The 21,908-nt window shown below is 40.2% G+C and carries 17 protein-coding genes; 10 read left to right on the forward strand and 7 right to left on the reverse strand.

Going from position 1 to position 21,908, the window contains the following annotated elements; all coding sequences use genetic code 11:
* Positions 1-1,104 precede the first annotated feature (1,104 nt).
* The 3 genes from folD to Q0954_RS25375 all read left to right on the forward strand — a co-directional run bounded on the left by folD (position 1,105) and on the right by Q0954_RS25375 (position 6,828).
* Positions 1,105-1,986 (forward strand): bifunctional methylenetetrahydrofolate dehydrogenase/methenyltetrahydrofolate cyclohydrolase FolD, encoded by an 882-nt coding sequence (gene folD / locus Q0954_RS25365; RefSeq protein ID WP_299461768.1) that lies wholly within the window; start codon positions 1,105-1,107, stop codon positions 1,984-1,986.
* A 353-nt stretch (positions 1,987-2,339) separates the two neighbouring features.
* Positions 2,340-4,331, forward strand: coding sequence for an OmpA family protein (locus Q0954_RS25370; RefSeq protein ID WP_299461770.1), 1,992 nt, complete (start codon positions 2,340-2,342; stop codon positions 4,329-4,331).
* Between the two features lie 211 nt (positions 4,332-4,542).
* Complete coding sequence (locus Q0954_RS25375) at positions 4,543-6,828, forward strand: MMPL family transporter (protein WP_299461772.1); 2,286 nt, start codon at positions 4,543-4,545, stop codon at positions 6,826-6,828.
* Positions 6,829-6,909: 81 nt separating this feature from the next.
* Here Q0954_RS25375 and Q0954_RS25380 read toward each other — a convergent pair whose 3' ends face one another.
* Both Q0954_RS25380 and Q0954_RS25385 read right to left on the reverse strand, forming a co-directional pair.
* Positions 6,910-8,064, reverse strand: a complete 1,155-nt coding sequence (locus Q0954_RS25380) for an MFS transporter (RefSeq protein ID WP_299461774.1) — start codon at positions 8,062-8,064, stop codon at positions 6,910-6,912.
* 228 nt (positions 8,065-8,292) lie between these two features.
* Positions 8,293-9,183 carry a L,D-transpeptidase family protein gene (locus tag Q0954_RS25385; protein ID WP_299461776.1) on the reverse strand — a complete coding sequence of 297 codons (891 nt, stop codon included), beginning with the start codon at positions 9,181-9,183 and terminating at the stop codon, positions 8,293-8,295.
* A gap of 82 nt (positions 9,184-9,265) precedes the next feature.
* On the opposite strand from Q0954_RS25385, the gene Q0954_RS25390 reads away from it, so the two are divergent.
* Together Q0954_RS25390 and Q0954_RS25395 are read left to right on the forward strand one after the other, a co-directional pair.
* Entirely contained in the window at positions 9,266-9,391 is a 126-nt protein-coding gene (locus Q0954_RS25390) for a hypothetical protein (protein WP_299461778.1), read from the forward strand.
* Positions 9,392-9,571: 180 nt separating this feature from the next.
* A complete protein-coding gene (locus Q0954_RS25395) occupies positions 9,572-10,240 on the forward strand; it encodes a CoA pyrophosphatase (RefSeq protein WP_299461780.1) in 669 nt (222 codons plus the stop codon).
* An 89-nt stretch (positions 10,241-10,329) separates the two neighbouring features.
* Here Q0954_RS25395 and Q0954_RS25400 read toward each other — a convergent pair whose 3' ends face one another.
* From Q0954_RS25400 to Q0954_RS25410, 3 genes are all read right to left on the reverse strand, one after another.
* Positions 10,330-11,664, reverse strand: coding sequence for a citrate synthase (locus Q0954_RS25400; protein WP_299461782.1), 1,335 nt, complete (start codon positions 11,662-11,664; stop codon positions 10,330-10,332).
* A gap of 597 nt (positions 11,665-12,261) precedes the next feature.
* Entirely contained in the window at positions 12,262-12,882 is a 621-nt protein-coding gene (locus Q0954_RS25405; RefSeq protein WP_299461783.1) for a Crp/Fnr family transcriptional regulator, read from the reverse strand.
* A complete protein-coding gene (locus Q0954_RS25410) occupies positions 12,883-14,199 on the reverse strand; it encodes an MFS transporter (RefSeq protein ID WP_299461785.1) in 1,317 nt (438 codons plus the stop codon).
* Positions 14,200-14,477: 278 nt separating this feature from the next.
* On the opposite strand from Q0954_RS25410, the gene Q0954_RS25415 reads away from it, so the two are divergent.
* Together Q0954_RS25415 and Q0954_RS25420 are read left to right on the forward strand one after the other, a co-directional pair.
* Positions 14,478-15,029 carry a sigma-70 family RNA polymerase sigma factor gene (locus Q0954_RS25415; RefSeq protein ID WP_299461787.1) on the forward strand — a complete coding sequence of 184 codons (552 nt, stop codon included), beginning with the start codon at positions 14,478-14,480 and terminating at the stop codon, positions 15,027-15,029.
* 7 nt (positions 15,030-15,036) lie between these two features.
* On the forward strand, positions 15,037-15,906 hold the full coding sequence (locus tag Q0954_RS25420) for an anti-sigma factor (RefSeq protein ID WP_299461789.1): 870 nt from the start codon (positions 15,037-15,039) through the stop codon (positions 15,904-15,906).
* A gap of 118 nt (positions 15,907-16,024) precedes the next feature.
* Here Q0954_RS25420 and Q0954_RS25425 read toward each other — a convergent pair whose 3' ends face one another.
* Positions 16,025-16,243 (reverse strand): hypothetical protein, encoded by a 219-nt coding sequence (locus Q0954_RS25425; RefSeq protein WP_299461791.1) that lies wholly within the window; start codon positions 16,241-16,243, stop codon positions 16,025-16,027.
* A 392-nt stretch (positions 16,244-16,635) separates the two neighbouring features.
* Positions 16,636-18,066, reverse strand: a complete 1,431-nt coding sequence (locus Q0954_RS25430) for a LysM peptidoglycan-binding domain-containing protein (RefSeq protein ID WP_299461793.1) — start codon at positions 18,064-18,066, stop codon at positions 16,636-16,638.
* Positions 18,067-18,407: 341 nt separating this feature from the next.
* On the opposite strand from Q0954_RS25430, the gene Q0954_RS25435 reads away from it, so the two are divergent.
* The 3 genes from Q0954_RS25435 to Q0954_RS25445 all read left to right on the forward strand — a co-directional run bounded on the left by Q0954_RS25435 (position 18,408) and on the right by Q0954_RS25445 (position 21,835).
* Entirely contained in the window at positions 18,408-18,569 is a 162-nt protein-coding gene (locus Q0954_RS25435; RefSeq protein ID WP_299461795.1) for a hypothetical protein, read from the forward strand.
* 544 nt (positions 18,570-19,113) lie between these two features.
* Positions 19,114-21,540, forward strand: coding sequence for a ribonucleoside-diphosphate reductase subunit alpha (locus tag Q0954_RS25440; RefSeq protein WP_299461797.1), 2,427 nt, complete (start codon positions 19,114-19,116; stop codon positions 21,538-21,540).
* Positions 21,541-21,694: 154 nt separating this feature from the next.
* Positions 21,695-21,835, forward strand: coding sequence for a hypothetical protein (locus Q0954_RS25445; RefSeq protein ID WP_299461799.1), 141 nt, complete (start codon positions 21,695-21,697; stop codon positions 21,833-21,835).
* Positions 21,836-21,908 lie beyond the last annotated feature (73 nt).

Below are 21,908 nucleotides of genomic sequence, written 5' to 3' on the forward strand. Positions count from 1 at the left end.
AAAAATAGCCTCGTCTCAAAACAAAACCTCTACCTCAAGAATGGTAATTTAATTTCTCACCATTCCTTAGGAATGGTTGAAAAATAAGTTACTTATCTGGTGTGAAGAATTTTTTTCTGAGATGAGGCACTTTTTGCAGGCATAGCCTTAGCTATGACGAAAAAAGTAACGAAATACCAGGAAGAAAGACTCTCTCCAGAAGGAAAAGTTATTTTTTGTCCATTCTTACAGGAATGGTTGAAAGTTGTTTTTGTCCATTCCTCAAACTTTGTTATATACTATTATAAGTGATTAAAAAATGACATTCACTCTTTTAGCCAACCACAATTTAGTATACACGCTCTTTTTGATCTGTGTTAAGCAAGTGTTAAACAAACGGCTTGCCAACATGCAAAATTAAGAATTCAATTTAAGACAAGCGTTTCTTTAGTTTAACTATTTACACAATAGCACTTTATGGAATATGTATAAGCATTATCGGCTCGTTTATGTTTCAGAATTTGTGCTTGAATAATGAAATAAAGCCTTGATTAGCTGAAATGTACTTTCAAAAAGCAAAAATATTCAGACAGTTGATCAAATATAGTACGAATATTTTGATAAAACACGAACTTCTTCAGGATACCCATAAGCTATTGTTGGGCAAAGCAACTGTCTGGAATTGTTGGAGTTGCCAAGGGTTACCGCAAAACTCTATTGTTTTATTACACAAGTGCCAAAAGTAGGCAAAAACATGTATCTTTTGGCAAGAGAAAGCTCGTAAATAACAGCATTCAAATGATTGATTTGATCATTAAAAATATTTAAGAATAACTATTTTCCATAGTTTCTTCAATTCACTGTCTAAAGAAAACTGTTTGGTTAGTAACCGAACAGTTTTTTTTTGGTTTTTATGCTAAAAGCCTCGCTGTTTTAGCAAGGCTTAAAAAATCCCATTTGACCTTTATAAAGTTAAATTGTAGTGGTATACGTTTTGTCAATGGGTGGACTTTGTGTTAAAAGCTAACATTTCTCTGAATTGGGGCAATGAAAAAACGGATATTTTATAGCATATTTGCTCAAAACATGGCTAAGATTCATTTTACTGACAAATAAACTATACGCATGATAAAAATTGATGGCAAGCAAACTGCCTTAGACATTCAAAAAGAGATAGCTCAGGAAGTAGAAAAAATAAAAGCCAATGGAGGCAAAACACCTCACTTGGCAGCAGTGTTGGTGGGCAATGATGGTGCCAGCGAAACGTACGTGGGGCATAAAGTAAAGGCCTGCGAAAGAGTAGGCTTTGAGTCTACTCTTTTGCGTTATGACGACACCATTAGTGAAGATGAACTGCTAAAAGTGGTTGAAGACTTGAACCAAAATCCAGACATTGATGGTTTTATTGTACAATTTCCCGTGCCTAAGCATATCAGCGAAACCAAAATAGTAGAACATATTGCCCCTGAGAAAGATGTAGATGGTTTGCACCCGATAAATATTGGACGAGTAGCCAAAAACTTGCCTGCTTATGTGTCTGCTACTCCACAAGGGATCTTGACCTTGCTTGAGCGCTACAAGATCGAGACTTCGGGCAAGCATTGCGTTGTATTGGGCAGAAGCCAACTGGTAGGTCGTCCATTGAGTATTTTGCTTTCGCAAAAGTCAGGCGTAGGCAATTGTACGGTTACGGTATGCCATAGCCGTACCCCAAATGTAGAGCAATTTACCAAACAAGCCGATATATTGGTAGCAGCTATGGGTATGCCAGGGTTTGTAAAAGCTGATATGGTAAAAGAAGGAGCTGTCGTGATAGATGTTGGAACTACCCGCGTGCCCGATGATTCACGCAAGAAGGGATTTAGGTTATCGGGCGATGTACACTTTGCCGAAGTAGCCGAAAAGAGTAGTTATATAACACCTGTGCCAGGTGGAGTAGGGCCTATGACGGTTACCTCATTGTTGCAAAATACGCTGTTGGCAGCCCAGAAGAAGGTGTATAAATAGCCAAAAGTAGCAATAAAGTGGTACGAATATGTGCATAGTGGTTAAAAGCTGCAAAGGATAAATGACAAGCAGCAAGTTTGTGAAAGCTGAAATATACAAAAAGGTTTTGTGGTGGTTGCTGCAAAGCCTTTTTGCATTGTAAGGGGGTGGGGCGCTTTCGCTGAATTGTTAGATCAACAAACAACATGTGGCTCTTACTTAGAGCAAAAACTTTAATCTCGCTTTATTATACGATTTTGGGGGAGGTGTCGTAACTATATCGTATGTTTAAAAAAGAAGAGATTACAGGTGGGCATCCACTTTTGGTTTGTAATTTTATACTTTGTATTTTGAATAAAATAATTTAATTGATAATGAAGCAATACACCCAAATCTTGATGCTGTTTTTATTGGCAGCATTCTTTACTATAGCATTGCCCAACCAAACCCAGGCGCAATACTCTACCAAAAACAAAAAAGCTATTAAATATTACCAAAAAGCCAGAGAAAACCTCAAACGACGAAAGTATGACGAAGGGCTTGCCTACCTGGAGAAAGCAGTAAAAAAAGATCCTAAATTTCTGGAGGCGCATTACCAGTTAGCCTCCTTATATACCCGCATTTTTTTTAATGAGCCAGGTGCAGGTGCAAAGGTTATGAGCCATTATGAGCAAATAGTAAAGGCGGACCCTGGTAATAAAAGATATATTCACTTAAACGTGACCTTGGGTGAGCAACATCTAAAAAACGGAAAGTATGACCTTGCCCGTACATCGGTAAGCCGCTACCTTGATGCCAAAATAAAATCGCCTCGCATGAATAAAAAAGCGCAAGATATTATTGCTACCTGCGACTATGCTGCCAAAGGCATGCAAACCCCCTTGCCTTTTCGCCCTACTCCATTGACTCCTCCCTTGAATACACTTTATTACCAGTATTTTCCTGTGTTGACTGCCGATCAAAACACCTTGATCTTTACTGGCGTAAAAAACCCGCCCAGCCGTAGGGTAGCCCCTGATGAAAGTATGTATGTGAGTTACCAAAAGAATGGACAATGGACAAGCCCTGCATCTATTTCTGATAAAATTAATACTATAGATAACGAAGGTACCTGTAGCATTTCGGCAGATGGAAAAGTGTTGGTGTATACTGTATGCGAAAACCGACGCCGAGGTACCCGACGAGGGGTGATTGGTATTTGTGACTTGTTTATCTCGGTGAAGGTAGGGGGCAAGTGGAGCGAGCCAAAAAACCTGGGACCTAATATAAATACACGTGCCTGGGAATCGCAACCCTCTTTATCGGCAGATGGTAAAACCTTGTATTTTGCCTCGAAGCGTGGTGGAGGAAAAGGTGGCATAGATATATGGGTGAGCAAAATGGGCGAAGATGGTAAGTGGCAACCCGCCCAAAACCTTGATGAAAGAGTAAACACCCCACGCGACGAAGTTTCGCCTTTTATTCATGTCAATGGACGTACCCTTTATTTTAGCTCTGAAGGGCACCAGGGGTATGGGGGCAAAGACTTATTTTCGGTCGATTTGTTTTCGCTCACCAAAGAAAAAGCCAAAAACCTGGGCTACCCTATCAACGACTATCGAGATCAGGTAGGACTATTTATTACCACCGATGGTAAAAAAGGTTACTATACCCAAGAAGAAGTAGTGAACGGACGTATGGCTACCAGCAAACTTGCGATGTTTGACATGCCTGACCAGATTAAACCTAAAATTACCAGTAACTATGTGCAAGGGTATGTATACGACGCCAAAACCAAGAAAAAACTACAGGCAACCATTGAGCTTAAGGACGTAAACACAGCTCAGTTGCAAACTTCGGTAAGTTCTGATCCTCAAAACGGTTCATACCTGATTGTGCTCAACAATGGGGCAGAGTATGCGCTGGAGGTCAAGCGTAAAGGCTATGCGTTTAAAAGTATGAAGTTTAATTATGCCAAGGGTAAAGACGAAAAACCGCTTGAAATCAATATTCCACTCGATCCGATTGGGGCAGGTGTAGTTTTTACTCTAAATAATGTGTTTTTTGAATATAATAAGTATGCCCTGAAAGATAAGTCTAAAGTAGAGTTAGACAACCTGGTGAAGTTTCTGAAAGAAAACCCGGAAATTAGTGGTGAGGTTTCAGGACATACCGACAATATTGGTGATAAAGCTCGTAATAAGGAGCTTTCGCAACAGCGTGCCAATTCAGTACGCGATTATTTAGTATCGCATGGTATTGATGCCTCTCGCCTGGTGTATAAAGGATATGGTGACAGCAAGCCTGCCGCAACTAATGACACAGAAGAAGGACGAGCCAAGAACCGACGGATTGAGTTTAAGATTTTGAAGTTATCAAAAAAGTAAAGCGTAAAATAGTTCATTGTATACTATGGGGCAACCTTTTGAGGTTGCCCTTTTAGTTGATAGAATAAGTGGCCAAATCGTGACAGAAAACGGTGAATTACCCCACATCCTTTTGGGTATTAATAAAAAAGCCTGCCCTGAATGATCAGGAATAAATTTCGGTTACATTTGCACTAAAGGAAACATTGGACATCATATACTTAGAATTGTTTTGAAGATTATTATAAAGGATTATCGCAGGGCGAGTATTATTACACTTACCCTGGTAGCCATTGTCTGTGGTTATTTGGGGTACCGTGCCATTTCTCTTAAGTTTAACTATGATTTTGAAGCTTTTTACCCAGTCAATGACGCTGATGCGGATTACTATATGAAGCATCGGGCAAAGTATGGCAATGCCAATGACTTTGTACTGATTGGAATTGTAAACAGTGTGGGCATTTTTGAGCTATCTTTTCTTACCAAAGTAAAAGCATTGACCGATTCGCTTAAAAAAGTAAAGCATGTACAAATGGTTACCTCGCCCACCAATGTGTTTTCTTACCAGCGTGCTCCTATGATGGGAGCTCCTATCAAACGACCGTATTTGCACTATCAAAAACCTCAATATTACAAAGCCGACTCAATCCGGATCTATCAAACCCCTGAGTTGGTTCATCATTATTTTGCCAAAAATGGTAAATCTGTCAATGTATATGTCCGTCATACTGGTTTGTTGCCTCAAAAAGATTGTTTTGTGCTGGCGCAAGAGATAAAGCGCCTGGTGGCAAATGCCGGATTTGAAAGGCATCACCTGGCAGGGAGATGCATTGGTCAATCATTTTATGTCAAATTACTGCGTAAAGAAGTGATACTATTTGTAGGGTCTTCTTTTTTGCTCATTTTAATAGTATTGGTGCTCACCTTTAGATCGGTGTGGGGGGTGCTGTTGCCTTTGGCTGTGGTGGCGGCATCTATTGTGGGTACATTGGGTATTATGACAGAAACCAACAAAGCCATGGATTTGATATTGAACGCCATGCCCACTATTTTACTAGTCATTGGTTTGTCTAATGTAATACACTTGCTCTCCAAATATTTAGAAGAATTGCGCAGAGGTGCTACCAAAATGGAAGCCATCAAAACTGCCTACTATCAGATCGGACTCGCCACCTTTCTTACCACCCTTACTACTGGTGTAGGTTTTATGTCGCTTGCCAGTGCCAATGTAATGGCCATTGTAGAGTTCGGAATTTATTGTACAGTCGGTTTGTTTTTGTCTTTTTTGCTTACTTATACTTTGTTGCCTGCGGTGTTGGTATTGATGAAAGCCCCCAAGTCTACCCACAATCAGCGAAGCCATCGTTTTTGGAGGCGCACCTTGCAGGGCTGGTTGCACTGGGTATACCGTTACCCAAAAACTATAGTGGGCATTACCTGTGCGATAGCACTGGTAAGCATAGCCGGGCTCATACGTATACAAGAAAATTCTTACATGATGGAAGACCTCAGCAGTGATAGTCCTATCAAAAAGGACTTTCAGTTTTTTGAACAAGAATATTCGGGTACCCGCCCCTTTGAAATTGCCCTTGAGATTACCGATTCGTCTAAAAAGATGCTCGATTTTGAAGTATTGAAGACTTTGGAAGAAATAGAGCAACAAGCCCAAAAAATATTTAAACTGGGACATATTTGGTCACCGCTTGCCCTAGTCAAAAATGCCCACCGTTCGCTGAGCGGCAATAGCCAAAGTGCCTATAGTCTGCCCAAAGATCAAGACCGTTTTGCCCAAATTATCAAAGTATTGTATAAACATCGCAAGCTGGGCTCGGTGCAAACCATTATGCAGCCTAGCCAAAAAGAAGCCCGAATTCATAGTCGTATGCAAGACGTAGGCAGCAAGCGTTTTAAAGCAATGAGTGCCCAAATGGTGCAGTTTATGGAGCAACACCCCAGCAAAAGTTGGTTAAAATATAAAATTACTGGATCGGTGGTATTAATGGACAAAAACAACAACAATTTGTTTTATAATCTTTGGCAAAGTCTCCTCATTGCTTTTGTGGTCATTGGTAGCATCATTGGCTTTTTGTACAAATCATTCAAGTTTGTGTTGGTGAGCCTTACCGCCAACATATTACCTCTATTGGTCATTGCCGGTATTATGGGGTATGCCGGGCTTAGCCTTAAACTGTCTACTACTATAGTATTTACCATTGCTTTTGGCATAGCTGTAGATGATACCATTCACTTTTTGAGTAAATTACGCATTGAGCTAAACAAAGGTACCAGCCTGTTGTATGCCATCAAGTCTACCTATTTTTCGGCAGGAAAAGCCATCGTACTTACCTCATTGGTGTTGTGTGGAGGGTTTCTTATTTTGGCAATGTCGTCGTTTTTGGGTACATTTTATCTGGGCTTACTTGTAAGTATTACCTTGTTAATGGCAGTAGTTTCTGACCTGTTTTTGTTACCTGCATTGTTGATATTAACTGCGCGTTCAAGCAATAAAAAAAAGTGAAGCATTGGAATAATTAAGGTGGGCTGAAGCTTTTATCGGCTTTGTACAGTCAACCAAGCTACAAGGTAGGTATACTCATTGTCACCTTTTATAGCCTATCAGAAAGATACTACAACCCAGTAAGCTAAAACAAGCCGATACCAAAAATGCCCACTGACTACTCCACTGTGTCCATATAGCCCCCATTAGTAGCGAGGCGGGCAACAAAGCAATGCCCAGCCCGGTATTGAACAAGCCATAAGCTGTAGCCCGAAGATGATCGGGTACCAGGTCGGCTATATAGGCTTTAAAGATGCCCTTAGATAAACCATAGTAAATGCCGTAAGCTCCAAAGAGTGCCCAAATCATCCATTGTGCTTCAGCAAAGGCAAATAAAGCATATAGCCCAGCATAATACAGAAACGATAAAGCAATCAGGGGTTTGCGTCCTACCTTGTCTGACAAATTGCCCAATAAAGGAGCTGCCAACGTACATACAAGGTTGTAGAGTGTCCAGAGCAATACTATAGCAGTAGTAGAAAAGCGTACCTCTTGTGCTTTAAGAATGAGAAAAGCATTGGAAGAGTTACCTAGAGTAAACAGCATACAAGCAATCCAAAAAAGCATAAAACTGCGATTGTCTAACAAAGCCCTTGTTTGTTTTTGGGCTGGCTGGTTGGGCTGCTGAATTTTTACCTCTTTTACCCAAAAAACCAACCCTACGGCAATAACACCTGGCACTATTGAAAGTAGAAATACCAGACGCATGTTGTTGAGCGAAAAACTAAGAATGAGTAAGGCAATGAGTGGCCCAAGCAGAGCCCCGGTGCGGTCGAGTGCCAAATGCCAGCCAAACGCTTTGCCTCGTTGGGTTTTGTCTACCGAGCCTGCAATTAAAGCATCACGAGGAGGGTTACGGACTGCTTTTCCTACCCGGTCGGCAAAGCGTACCCCCAATACGTGCGACCAAACGCTTGCCCCATACAGAAAGGGTTTAGACAGGTTGGATAAGCCATAGCCCAATAATACAAATACTTTACGCTTTTGCCACAAGTCAGACAGCCTTCCGGCAAATGTTTTACACAAAGCCGCAGTGGTTTCTGCAATGCCCTCTATCAACCCGATGAGCACCACAGTAGCCCCTAAACTTTTGAGAAAAGGAGCAAGCAAAGGATACACCATTTGGCTGGAAATATCTGAAAACAATGATACAAACCCCAGCAAGATGACATTGTGGGGCAGGCGTTGTTTTTTCATGTGAGTTTGTTACGCAACTTTGAGATAAATGGGCTTATTGTTCCAGGGTTTTCTTATAAAAGAATCTTTAGGAGAATATACCCCCGAAAAACCATATTTCCGCCTCGCCTGCTCCGAGCTTGTCCTCGGAGGGCAGTGTCTCCACACCCGATCGAAACCTTGTACTTTGCAAGCTTCAGAGAGGTTTCTCTCTTTTTATAAGAAAGTCCTACTTATTGTTCTAAAAAACTACTTCGTTTTGACAATGTACTTGCCACTTTTTGCAAAAATAATAGTGGGAAGTTCTTTAGTGTTTTCGAAGTATTCATAGCCTTTTTTTAGGCTTGCCCAAAACTCCACCAAGTCTTCTTGTGCTTTGTATTGTTCTTTGAGCTTGTTAAACCCGGCATTGTCGAGACGGGCAGGAAATATATTGACTGGGATTTTTTTTTGACCATGGGCTTTTGCTTCTACTGCAAACACATACAGTTCGCGGATGTTGTTGTCAGTAATAGGAATACATCCCACAGTTACACAGTCGCCATGCAGAAAAATATCGCCTCCTAGTCCAGTAGTGTCTCCCAGTACTTTGTCAGAGCGGTTGGGGTAGTTGAGCCCCAGCGATAAATGAAATTTGCTGACTGGGTTAAAGCGGTTGATATGGTAAAAACCTTCTGGAATTTGCTTGTCACCATCTTTGCGTTTGGGACCCAACTCGCCCGATGACTCACAAAATTTATAAGTCCTTACAAGTTTAAAAGGTTTCATGCCTTTTTGCCTTGCCCAAACCTCTACTTCCCGCTCTAGTTTTACAGCCCTGATAAAAAGCTCAATGTCAAGCGTGTTGATATCTTGTTGCTTGAGCAAACCTTTGACTATAGCCAGTTTTTTACGATAAGCCAATTGTACTCTATCATAGGTCATTTGTTGTACTTTAAAAGGCAGTACAGAATCACTGGGGGTACTGTTTGTCGAGGCAGTTTCCAGGCTTGTTTCGCTTTTTTTATTATCAGTATTTTTTTTATCTTTCATAGATGATTTTTTAGTCACTTTGGCAGGACGTTTACGGGTACAGTACCCGATAGAAAAAAATATACCTACCAGCAACACAAATAATATAATAAGAGATGATACCTTCATTGTTGTCTAAAAAAGGGTAATAAATTGTTAGGAGAATACTTTATATAGGGGTTGTTTGGAACCCAATCGCTGCCTACACGTAATGAAACAAACAGCAATGGCGGCAATGATACAAAAAAAAGCGTTGCTATTCAACGTTGCTATTTTAGAAGATAGAGGTGTAGCGGTAAAAAAAATAAATGCACAAAATATAACTAAATATAGATAAAGTACTAATAATAGGCTCTGTGTTGTACTTTTTTTAGAATTAGCAAGTTAAGTGTTTAGATATTGTAGGATAATTTTGTATTATTGTAATACTGCCTACACCTATATTATGCCTAATTTGTAGGCTTTTATTAATAGGAATATTCTTATGAGGTATTATTGGAAAGAAGTCTGAAAAGTTATGTCAAAAGATGTTTACCCAAAATTACAATCACAACTCAAAACCCGACTGGCTTCAGAGTTGCCAGGTATAACCGCCCAGGCTAGAATGGCGCCCCCCGAACGTTTTCCAAAAGATAAAAAAGACCCTTACCAAACCAATGCTTCTACTCGTGTAGGTTGCGTACTCATTTTGTTGTACCCCGATGAAAAACAAAGGGTTCATTTTCCTTTGATTGTTCGCCCCAAGTACGAAGGAGTACATAGCGGGCAGGTAGCTTTTCCGGGGGGCAAACAAGACCCCGAAGATGAAGATTTTATAGCTACTGCTTTGCGCGAAACCCTCGAAGAAATAGGTGTAGAAGTAAGCCGCGCCCAGGTGTTGGGGAGACTAAGTAAGTTATATATTCCCCCTAGTAATTTTTTGGTGTATCCCATTGTAGCAGCCATTCCTCACGAACCTAGCTTTGTACCCAGCCCCCGTGAAGTAGACCAGATGTTGTTGGTAGATTTGTTGAGCATGTTGGGTGATGCCAAACGAGAAATAAAAGAAGTAATGTGGCAGGGAACCAAAGTACAATTACCTTATTATAATATTGAAGGTAATACGGTATGGGGAGCTACTGCAATGATTTTGGGTGAGTTTATGACCATTATCGAAGAGTTAGAACTCTCGCCAATGCTGGATTGATTATTCACAGGTATTTATAAATCAAAAAAGGTGAGATGTTTTAACGTCTCACCTTTTTTTTGATATATGTATGTAAATTTTGAATCTATTTACTTTCGGCGCTTGATACGAGCAATGTTGATTAACTCTGTAGCATTGTTTCTATTTTCGATATTTACAAACTCACGCGCTGTAGACCCAGTATAAATCTGGCGGGGACGGCTAATGGGTTGTTGTGCTTCACGCATTTCTTTCCATTGAGCAATCCAACCTGGCAGACGACCCAAAGTAAACATTACTGTAAACATATCTATTGGGAAGCCTAACGCACGATAGATGATGCCAGAATAGAAGTCAACATTCGGGTATAGTTTTCTTTCTACGAAGTAATCGTCATTTAAGGCCGTTTCTTCTAGTTTCTTGGCAATTTCCAAAGTGGGGTCTTTAATACCTAACTTGTTCAATACCTTATCGCAAGACTTTTTGATGATACGGGCACGTGGGTCAAAGTTTTTATATACCCGGTGTCCAAAGCCCATCAAGCGGAAAGTATCATCTTTATCTTTGGCTTTCTCGATGTATTTTTTTACGTCACCACCATCTTGGTGAATTCTTTCCAACATTTCTATTACTTGTTGGTTGGCTCCTCCATGCAAAGGTCCCCACAAAGCACTGATACCTGCCGAAACAGAAGAGTACAAACTAGCTTGCGATGAACCTACCAGTCGTACTGCAGAAGTAGAACAGTTTTGTTCGTGATCGGCGTGCAAAATCAATAGCTTGTTGAGGGCTTCTTCTACATCAGGGTCGATCTCATATTTATAAGTAGGCAAGGCAAACATCATCTGCATGAAGTTTTGCACATAGTTTAACTCATTGCGTGGGTAGTTTACCGGGTGGCCATTAGAGTTTTTGTAAGACCAGGCTGCTAAAGTTGGGAACTTGGCAAGCAAACGAATAATAGTAAGGTTTACCAGGTCTGGAGTACGATGTGGGTCGATAGACTCTGGATAAAATGAAGCCAATGAAGAAGCAAGCGAGGCCATTACTCCCATAGGGTGGGCATTTACCGGGAAACCGGCGAAAATTTTCTTTACACCTTCGTTTACAAGGGTTCGGCGGGTAATTTCTGAAGTGAAATGGTTGAGCTCTTCAGAGTTGGGTAAGTTTCCGTATATCAAAAGGTAAGCTACCTCCAAAAAGCTGGCATGTTCAGCCAAATCTTCAATGGCGTATCCACGATAACGCAATACTCCTGCTTCACCATTAAGAAATGTAATGCCACTGGTGGTTGCTCCAGTGTTTTTAAATCCTGAATCAAGCGTTACCAAGCCCGTTTGTGCACGTAATTTGGTAATATCAACTGATTTTTCTCCTTCACTTCCTTCATACACAGGGAGTTTATAAGTTTTACCGTCAATGGTAAGTTCAGCAAAATTTGACATATATATATGTGATTGTTTGAAGATTACTACTGCTATGTAATTATTTTTCTAATTCAAGTTTGTTAATACCTTCTGGGGGTTTTATATGCTTATTTAGCAACCCAGAGAGTTAAATATTTCGCATTAAATAGACTAGCGAATATATATAAAAAAAACAGATTTCAAAAACTTAACATTTGCGAAATTTCGCTTTGAGCTAAACTTTTTATTTTACTGATTGAAATTTGTACTTAATAATTTAAAAATGAGAGTTTGTTGATATTTTAGTAAAACTACAAAAATAACCTAATCCATAGAATAGAACTTCGTCTTTGAGCACTGTGCTTCTTCAAAAAATAGTTCCGTAGCTCTGGCTACGCAAAGATTAGCTGAATCAGAGCTCGGCACAGTACAACTGTAGCCTCGGTTTTTTTTATTGCTCAGTACACAAATACTGTTTTCTTTTGGATCACTTTATTTTTTCCGTTTTACTTACTCAGCAATGCATAACTAAAAACGTGTAATTTTGTTGTCAAAAGTATTATATTTTTGTTAAATAACCGAAGTTACCCAGTTGCGCTAAATATAAACTCCAAATTACTTGTAATACGCAAACCGTTACTTGGCATTGACAGCACTAGGCAGGTCTTTTCTGAGGCGGCTCAGTTGGGTAGGGGTAATGCCCAAATAAGAAGCTATATGTAGTTGGGGCACACGTTTGTCGAGCGTGGGGTATTCGGTCAAAAAAGCCTGGTAACGTTCGGCAGAGGTTTGAGTAGCAAAGGCAATCTGGCGTTGCTCATTCTTTATTATCCAGCTTTGTTCCAAATAAGCAATATGAAAACGACTAAGCTCAGGAATACGGTGCACCAATTGTTTGTATTGACCATAGTCAAACTCTAGCAACACGGTGTCTTCCAGCGCCCGAATGTCAAACGTTGAAGGAGTTTGTTGAAGCAAAGAAACCGTGGAGGCAGCAAAATTATTTTCGAGGAAAAAGTTTTTTATATGTGCGTGGCCGTCTTTGGTCAAAAACTGCGAAACCAGGATGCCCTTACAAACAAAATACATTTTTTTTGCTACTTGGTTTACCTGCACCAGGTACGCCCCTTTTTTTATGTGTTGCAGTTGGGTTAAACCTTGTATTTGTTCAAAACTTTCATTGCTGATTGGGCTGTATTGATGTATGCTTTGCTTGAACTGATCAAGGTAGGCTATGTTGTTTTTGGGGATGTTCATTTACTTTTTTTGGTGATATGTAAACCGCAACATAGGCAAACAAGCCAAGAAAACAATGAAAATAATGCCTGCAGCAAGCAAAAAAGTATAACTGCCTAACGAGCTGTAAATAATGCCACCTATAATAAGCCCCATGATACTGGCAAGGCTCCCAAAGCTGTTGGCAATGCCTTGTACATAGCCTTGGTAGTGTGGTGGGGGTATTTTGGCTAAAATAGACAAAAAAGAAGCCCACATCAGCCCATTGCCCAAAGCAAAAAAGACTGTAGAAATATATACCAACCATAAATGACCGGTACTGAGCAGGATAAAATGAAAAATCAAAATAAAGCTACCTGCTATAGTCAATACTTCGTCTGATAGCTTTTTGGATAAATGGCTAAGCAAAGGGCCTTGTACCGCCACCATTAGCCCTCCTAAAATAGAAAAAAAGATGCCTAAATTCATAATGCTCCAGCCAAGCCCGTCTTTAGCTATGGCGTGAATAGGAAAAGCAGTATAAAAAATATTGAAACCTAAAAAGATAAGGAAATACAGTAAAAACATGTAAGGCAGGTGGGGTATTTTGATTACATCTTTAAAGCGCACTTTTTGGGGGTTTTCTACCTCATAACAATCTTTATGGGCTTGTGAAAGTATTTTTTCGAGCCCTTCTTTTTGAATGTGACTATCTATGGCAGTACACTTAGACTCAGGCAGGTATTTATAGATAACAAATACTGCGACAAATGAAATGGCTATAGCCGCCAATACCGGAATAATTTCGCCAAAAGAAGTGGCACCCAGTGTGCCTGCCAGCAAGGGTCCAACAATAAACCCCAGGTTGGCCGAAGCAGATAATTTACCAAAATTAGCCTTTCGGTTAGTGTCATTAGATATATCGGCAAGGTAGGCGTTGGCCACCGATACATTGCCTCCGGTGAGCCCGTCGAGCGCTCTTGCCACAAATAAGACCAACAAAGGAATGGTAATGGTAAATAGCCCAAAGGTACCAGAGTTGAACTTTGCCAAGGCTTGAATAGGAATGAGCAGTGCAACTAAAAATATAACCCACGAAAATAGCGTACCTGCCTGACTGAGCAATAAAATTTTGCGCCTGCCATGTGTATCAGACCATCTGCCTAGTATAGGAGCTCCCACAAGTTGGAAAGTGGGGTAAACAGCCCCTAGTACCCCATATATAATGGCGTTGCCACCGAACCGAGTGACCAAAAATACCAAAAAGGGCAAGATAATGCTGTAGCCTAAAGTGCCAATAAAATTGACCAATAATAAAGGAAATATAGAAGGGGTTTGGGTGGTAGATGTAGTAGCCATAAGTTAATATTATAAATCCAGATGGGGGTAGAGGTTCGTAGGTATTACAAAATCTTGTGCATAAGATACGAATTTGTTTTAATAAGATACGGTTACATTGGGCAATAATTCAACCATAACCGTTCTACATTTTTTGTAGGTGGTTTTCAAAATTAAAAAACATTATATCAGGAAGTTTGTTGTATATTTGAAAAGCTTAAAAAGTTCTGATACTCGTTGAAAAATCTCGATTGTAAGGAGATAACCTGGGGGTATAAACCTGTTTTAAATACATAACATTGTTATCTGCAAATACAAATATATCTACCAATGAAGAAGAGCTGGTCAGGTTGCTGAAAAGCAAAGACAGGAAAGGCTTTGCCCTGCTGTATGATCGCTATTCTGGAGCACTATATGGTGTGATTTTGAAAATTGTAAAAGTAGAAGAGGTGGCGCAGGATGTGTTACAGGATAGTTTTGTGAAAATCTGGAAAAAAATCCAGAGTTATGATACTACCAAAGGCACGCTGTTTACCTGGATACTGAACATTGCCCGTAACACGGCAATTGACAAGACCCGCTCGAAAGCATACAAGCAGCAAGCTAGTGTGCTGGACATAGACAAAGGAGCTACCGTAGCTGCGGCAAGCCGGGGGAATAAATCAAAAATTGATTTTATTGGAGTTGACAAGGGCGTGGCACAGCTAAAGCCAGAGTATCAAGAAGCCATTGACTACATTTATTTTAAAGGCTATACTCACTCAGAGGCTGCCGAAGCCTTAGAGTTACCCTTGGGTACTCTCAAAACCAGGGTGAGAATGGCTATTCAGGAATTGAGAAAATTAACTTAACGACAACTTGGACATACAAGCTTACATATCGTCGGGGATCATAGAAAACTACGTTTTAGGAGCAACTACGCCCGAAGAAAACGCTGAAATAGAGCGTTTGGCACAAGAGTATCCTGAAATACAGCAAGAGATAGAAGCAAACAAACACGCGCTGTTGGCGTATGTGCTTGACTTTGCCGAAGAACCCCCTGCCGACATTCGTGACAAGGTATTGAGCAAACTTGATCAGTTGGCAGACGAAGAAGAAACAGATGATGACAACTTCGCTATAGAGAAAGAAATAGCCGATATTCAGGAGGCTCCCTCTAGGCAGCTATTCCCTTTCAAAACTTATATGGTAGCAGCATCCTTTGTGTTGCTAGTGGCCAGTTTTAGCGCCAATGTATATTTCTATAGCCAGTGGCAACAAACTAAAGACAATTTGAACGTGGCATTGCTGGATAAGCAAATGATGGCTAACACCCTCAAAACTAAAACTACTCAACAGAGTCAGGTTTTGGACCAGGTAAAAGAGGAATTGGCTATTCTGAAAAGCCCTGCCATTGCCTCGGTAAAACTTGCCTCAGTAGACGGTGCGCCGCCTTGTTCGGCAAAAATTTATTGGGATACCAAAACCAAATATGTGTATATAGACGCGAGTAAATTACCCGAACCTCCTAAAAATAAGCAGTATCAGTTGTGGTACATTGATGGTAAAAATACAGTAGACGCTGGGGTGTTTGATATGGGTAAAAAATCTGACCATTTGCAAAAACTCAAGCTGGTGCCCAATGCCCAGGCTTTTGCCGTAACTCTGGAAAAAATGGGAGGGGTGCCTAAGTCAGAAGGTGACCTGTATGCCTTGGGTAAAATGGAAAACGAAACAAGAGAAAATTAGCCAGTGATTTAGTTAGGCTATCAATAATTGAGGCAAAAACAGACAACGATTATCTGTAACATCTTTAAGCAATGGATCAGGCATTTGGTGTAATATCAAATGCCTGATTTTTTTATGCTTAACTCACTACTTCATAACTCTTGACCTCGATACCGGTTCCCCACATAAACACCGACATTTGTTGGGCAGACTCCTCTGCTTCTATTTTTACTTTGAGCCCCTCTACCTGAAGTGCTTTAGGCATATTGGTAGGACGCCATTTTTTGTCATCATCGCCTATGATGCCCCAAAAACCAGGTCCCAAATGTTGAAATACTACTTTTCCGTTGATTGTCATATAGTTGATTTATTTTTTTGTAAAATACCTACCACCAGGGGTAAGCGCAAAAACGATTTCCAATATAGTCAGAATCGAAAAAACAAGCCCCATAAACTGTAGTTTCGCTTAAAATATGATTTTGTAATTAACATAATTTAAGTTATAAAACAAAACTCTACATTTTTGCATCATGTAACTTGGAATCTAGGTTCGGTACCTTGCTTTTGGTAATAGTGTTTCAGATGGAGGTAAAAAATAAAGAGGGGAGAAGGCAGACATCAATAAAGTACAGTCCTTAAGCAAATTTTCAGTAACTATACCAACCCCCATCGTGCCAGATGAGGGTTGGTGTGACCAGGTAAATATTTAGGGAGTAATCATTAAATAAAGTACGTATTTTGGGTACTCCCCTAATCCTCAGGGCTAAATACATAATATGTTTTGCCAACCTTTAAGCGTGTGTTTCTTCGGAACTTGTTCCAACGACGAAACTGGGCTTCAGTAATTTTGTGCTTCTTACAAACCAAGGCAACCGTATCGCCAGCTTTGGCAATATAAGTAACTACAATTTCATTATTTTTTTTGAGTTTATCCTTTTTAGTAGGAGCGCTTGTGCCTTTAGGAGCAGCTATGTAATAGGTTTTTCCTGCATAAATTTTGTCTTTTCGTTGAAGCTTATTCCAGCGACGAAAATCAGCACTGTTGATACCAAACTTTATACAAATCTCTGAAACTGTATCGCCATGACGTACTTTGTATTGACCGTTTTTGCTTTGGGCAATGGTTTGTACAGGTTTTTGTACATAATAGGTTTTTCCTGCATAAATTTTTGACCTGCGTCCCAAACGGTTCCAACGACGAAAATCTGCAGTAGAAATGTTAAATTTCACGCAAATCTCTGATACAGTATCGCCTCTTTTAGCCTTGTAGGTTTTTACCTTTTGAGCTTCTTTTACCTCTTCTTTTTCTTTTATATCATTTACTACCGCTACCTGGGGTTTTTCTGCGATTTGGATGGTGGGTGGTGGACTTACATGATAGGCTTTCTCTACCAAAAGGCGGGCATCTTTTTCAAGCTGATTCCAGCGCATAAACTCGGTAACGTGAATCTCAAATTTACGGCAAATCTGAAAAAGCCCATCGCCTTCCTGAGCCAGATACTTCGCGCGTACAATGGGTGGTTCTACATAGTAGTATTGGTTGGCGTAAATTTTATTGTTGACTGCAACCCCGTTCCAACGTTTAAAGTCGTCGTGGTTGAGGCGATACTTCTTACACAATTTTATTAGGTTTTCGCGGCGTTTTGCCAAATGGTGTTTGCGTTGTTTTACCTCGTTTACACTTACTTCGCCATTCCCCAACTCATTGCCTTGTATAATATCATAATTGAAAGTATGCTCGTGTTTTTTCGGGTAACCCGCTATCAAAGGTACAACCTCTTGTACAATAATTTTGAATGATAGCAGGTTGTCCTGGCTACTCTTCATCTCAAAATTACCCAAAAGGGTAGAAGCATTCTTGCTATATTGTTCAGGTTGAGCTTGATAAGCTTTTTGTACCTTTTCTAAAAACGATTGTACGTGCCCATACAGCAGGTTTTTCACCTTTTTATTCAGCGATTTAGCCAGTACTGGATAATTATTTTCCAAAAACTTGGGGTAATTGATCTGGATGGTATAATAAGGGCAGCCGCCTGCAGCACAATAAGATTTCTTTGCCAAACTGTCCTGGTCAAAGTTTACTGTACCTATATTGTCTTGAGTGTATGCAGGTGTACAAAGCACCAGTAGTAGCCATAATACTCCCCCAAGTGGTAAACTGAGTATAATTTGTTTTTTCATGTTCAATTGTTTCATATCAAAGTGTATACTATTTCGGTAGCGTTTGTTTGAGTGTTTTAACGCTAAAAAACTTTTTTTTGTGTTTCGAAAACAAAACTGCGTAATTTTTTATTACGCCAAAAGCGTGTAGTTAAAAAACTCTAGTAGCATATTTGTGAAAAACCAGGGGGGGTGCCTTACCTCTCTCTGTCTGCTAAAACCAGTGGAGCTACAGGGGCTGCCTAAATTTTTTTTGTTGGTAAAAAGTCAACTTAAGGAAAAGAGAAAACTTAGCGAAGTTTTTTTTGGTTGGAGTAATCTGTGAACCCCCTATTTTTTTCAAAAAAACAAGTTATTTTTTTATGACCATCTCCTTTCCCGCTTCACCCCACGAGATAGGCTTTGGCTATCAGGCAATTCGCTCTTTTTTGTGTGGAAAAATACGTTTTTACAAGCTTTACATGTTAAGTTTTAACATCGAAAAAAATTACGAAAACTTGTCGGTTACAAGGGCTTTTTTGTAAGTTTAAATTTAGTTTGAAAACAACCTGAGAATGGTTTGCTCAAATGGATGGCTTTAGACTTCTGGAGTAGTTTTTGAATGCTGAGATTTCCTGGAAAGATCGATTTGTGTACATATAAAACCACTCTCAATACTTACAAAATGTGACCTTCAAATTTGCAAAGATGGGGAGAGCAACTGTTAAATATACAAGCAAAGGTGCAGGTAAGTATACAATAAAAGAATCAAATATTTAAAACATATAAACCTCATTATCAGTTAGTTATATTAAATTCAATAATAACTGACTAACAACCAGTTAGTTAGTTTGTACTCTCCTTATTATACCAAATAATATTCTCGACGTTTGACAAAAGCCTACGAGAAGAACTGATGTAAATTTCATATTTTTTTGATGTTTTTTTTACTCTGAAAACTAGCTAGTTATCAGCAAATGCTGCTAATGTTACTTTAGCAATAGGGAACTTTTGCTTGTGATTTTAGCTTTTTAATCGTAACTTATAAAAGATTTTTAAACCGATATACCCAAATAAAGAGGCGAACATATGCAAGTAATTAAACGCGATGGCAGACGCGAGTCTGTAAGATTTGATAAAATTACGGCACGTATTGAGAAGTTGTCATATAGCCTGGCGCGCGACTATGTGCAGCCGGTAGAGGTAGCCAAAAAAGTCATCACTGGAATTTATGATGGAGTGACTACTGTTGAGTTGGATAACCTTGCCGCCGAAACCGCCGCCACTATGGCAATTAAGCACCCTGATTATGCGATTCTGGCAGCTCGCATAGCCATTTCCAACCTTCATAAGACTACTTCTAAAGTTTTTTCAAAAACAATGAAAGAACTTTATGAGTACATCGATCCGAAAACTGGAGACAAAGCAGGGCTTATCTCAGACGAAACGCACGCAGCAATTCAAAAAAATGCTGCTGTGCTGGATTCCTCTATTATCTATGACCGTGACTACAACTACGATTACTTTGGGTTTAAAACCCTGGAGCGTTCTTATTTGCTAAAAATGGACGGTCAAGTAGTAGAGCGCCCTCAGCACATGCTCATGAGGGTGGCAGTAGGCATTCATGGCGAAGATGTAGACAAAGTACTGGAAACGTATGAATTGTTGTCGGGCAAGTGGTTTACCCACGCTACTCCTACGTTGTTTAATGCAGGCACTCCTAAGCCTCAACTGAGCAGCTGTTTCTTGCTTACTATGCAAGACGATAGCATTGAGGGCATTTATGATACCTTGAAACAGTGCGCCAAAATCTCTCAATCGGCAGGAGGTATTGGACTCTCTATTCATAATGTGCGGGCTACTGGCTCTTATATCAAGGGCACCAATGGCACCTCTAATGGAGTGATTCCTATGTTGAAGGTTTTTAACGACACGGCTCGTTATGTAGACCAAGGCGGCGGAAAGCGTAAAGGAGCCTTTGCGGTTTACCTGGAACCCTGGCACGCTGATATTTTCGAGTTTTTGGACTTGAAAAAAAACCACGGAAAAGAAGAGCTAAGAGCCCGTGATTTGTTTTATGCCATGTGGCTGTCTGACTTGTTTATGAAACGCGTAGAAAACGACGACACCTGGTCATTGTTTTGCCCCAATGAAGCTCCCGGCCTGCACGAAGTTTACGGAGAAGAATTTGAAAAATTATATGAACAATATGAGCTTGAGGGTAGGGCACGCAAGGTGATCAAAGCGCAAGATTTATGGTTTAAAATTCTTGAATCACAAATTGAAACGGGTACGCCTTATATGTTGTATAAAGATGCTGCCAACGAAAAGTCGAACCAGAAAAACCTGGGAACGATCAAGAGCAGTAACTTGTGTACCGAGATTATGGAGTACACCAGCAAAGACGAGGTAGCAGTTTGTAACCTTGCTTCTATTGCCTTGCCTAAGTTTGTAATCGATGGCAAGTTTGACCACCAAAAACTATATGAAGTAACTCAGGTAGTAACCCGCAACCTGAACCGCATCATTGACATTAACTATTACCCGGTAAAAGAAGCCGAAAATTCTAACTTGCGCCACCGCCCAATTGGTATTGGGGTACAAGGGCTTGCCGATACGTTTATGATGTTGCGTATGCCGTTTGACTCTGAGGAAGCTAAAGGTTTGAACAAAGATATTTTCGAAACCATTTATTTTGCTTCTATGACTGCCTCTATGGAACTTGCCCAAAAAGAGGGAGCGTATGAAAGCTACAAAGGTTCGCCTGTTTCTGAGGGTATTTTCCAGTTTGACATGTGGGGAGTAAAGCCGGAATCGGGTCGTTGGGATTGGGAAGCCTTGCGCAAAGACGTGAAAAAACATGGAGTACGCAATTCGCTGTTATTGGCACCTATGCCTACTGCTTCTACCTCGCAGATTTTGGGCAACAATGAGTGTTTTGAGCCTTATACCTCTAACATTTACACGCGTCGCGTACTTTCGGGCGAATTTGTGGTAGTAAACAAGCACCTGCTGAACGATTTGGTAGAGCTGAACTTATGGGGCGGAGATATGGAAAACCGTATCAAGGCTGCCAATGGTTCGGTACAAAACATTCCAGAGATTCCACAAAACCTGAAAGATATTTATAAAACAGTGTGGGAGATCAAGCAAAAGAATATTGTAGATATGGCTGCCGAACGTGGTGCTTTTATTTGCCAAAGCCAAAGCTTGAACATTCACATGGAAAACCCAACCTTTGGTAAGCTTACTTCTATGCACTTTTACGCCTGGAAAAAGGGCTTAAAAACCGGTACTTATTACCTACGCACTAAGGCAGCTGCCAAGGCTATCCAGTTTACCGTAGAGAAAAAGTATCAGGAGGAAAGCAAGGGAAAGATTAACGGGCAGGCGGATTTAGTAACTACTACCGCCTCAGCGTCTGCCCATCAGCATGGTAGTGTGTCGGAAGAGTACAATGTAGAAGGACAAAACTGCTCGATTGACGATCCAGATTGCGATTCTTGCGGAGCTTAATTAGTTTTTGTCTTCTATATATTTAAAAACCCCCACTTTCATTTTTGAGCTTGGGGGTTTTGTTTTTCAAGCAAGTCATTTATACAATACTTGTAAGCTCTATTGATAAGTTCAAGAGAAGCTTCATCAGTTTTTTACCATAGAACAGTAAATTATGAAAAATAAAATCAAGAAGTTTAAGAAAGTAGTGATTTCCAAAAAGCAATTAAGTACATTGAAAGGAGGGCTGTTAAGCGGCAGGCTTGATGAACTTGAGGGTGACCTGAGCTGGCACGAGTCCAACTGTGACAAGTAATTGTCTTGAAAAATAATCTACCTAAAAACCCCTACCTTCATTTTTGAGCGTGGGGGTTTTGTAATTTAGTGAG

Origin of the sequence: uncultured Microscilla sp., from assembly GCF_947493425.1 — a bacterium.
Classification (GTDB): Bacteria; Bacteroidota; Bacteroidia; order Cytophagales; family Microscillaceae; genus Microscilla.

Coding starts and splice junctions, on each gene's coding strand:
- folD (WP_299461768.1), top strand. CDS start 1,105: ATGATAAAAATTGATGGCAAGCAAACTGCCTTAGACATTCAAAAAGAG.
- Q0954_RS25370 (WP_299461770.1), top strand. CDS start 2,340: ATGAAGCAATACACCCAAATCTTGATGCTGTTTTTATTGGCAGCATTC.
- Q0954_RS25380 (WP_299461774.1), bottom strand. CDS start 8,064: ATGAAAAAACAACGCCTGCCCCACAATGTCATCTTGCTGGGGTTTGTA.
- Q0954_RS25385 (WP_299461776.1), bottom strand. CDS start 9,183: ATGAAGGTATCATCTCTTATTATATTATTTGTGTTGCTGGTAGGTATA.
- Q0954_RS25390 (WP_299461778.1), top strand. CDS start 9,266: ATGAAACAAACAGCAATGGCGGCAATGATACAAAAAAAAGCGTTGCTA.
- Q0954_RS25395 (WP_299461780.1), top strand. CDS start 9,572: ATGTCAAAAGATGTTTACCCAAAATTACAATCACAACTCAAAACCCGA.
- Q0954_RS25400 (WP_299461782.1), bottom strand. CDS start 11,664: ATGTCAAATTTTGCTGAACTTACCATTGACGGTAAAACTTATAAACTC.
- Q0954_RS25405 (WP_299461783.1), bottom strand. CDS start 12,882: ATGAACATCCCCAAAAACAACATAGCCTACCTTGATCAGTTCAAGCAA.
- Q0954_RS25410 (WP_299461785.1), bottom strand. CDS start 14,199: ATGGCTACTACATCTACCACCCAAACCCCTTCTATATTTCCTTTATTA.
- Q0954_RS25425 (WP_299461791.1), bottom strand. CDS start 16,243: ATGACAATCAACGGAAAAGTAGTATTTCAACATTTGGGACCTGGTTTT.
- Q0954_RS25430 (WP_299461793.1), bottom strand. CDS start 18,066: ATGAAAAAACAAATTATACTCAGTTTACCACTTGGGGGAGTATTATGG.
- Q0954_RS25435 (WP_299461795.1), top strand. CDS start 18,408: ATGACCATCTCCTTTCCCGCTTCACCCCACGAGATAGGCTTTGGCTAT.
- Q0954_RS25440 (WP_299461797.1), top strand. CDS start 19,114: ATGCAAGTAATTAAACGCGATGGCAGACGCGAGTCTGTAAGATTTGAT.
- Q0954_RS25445 (WP_299461799.1), top strand. CDS start 21,695: ATGAAAAATAAAATCAAGAAGTTTAAGAAAGTAGTGATTTCCAAAAAG.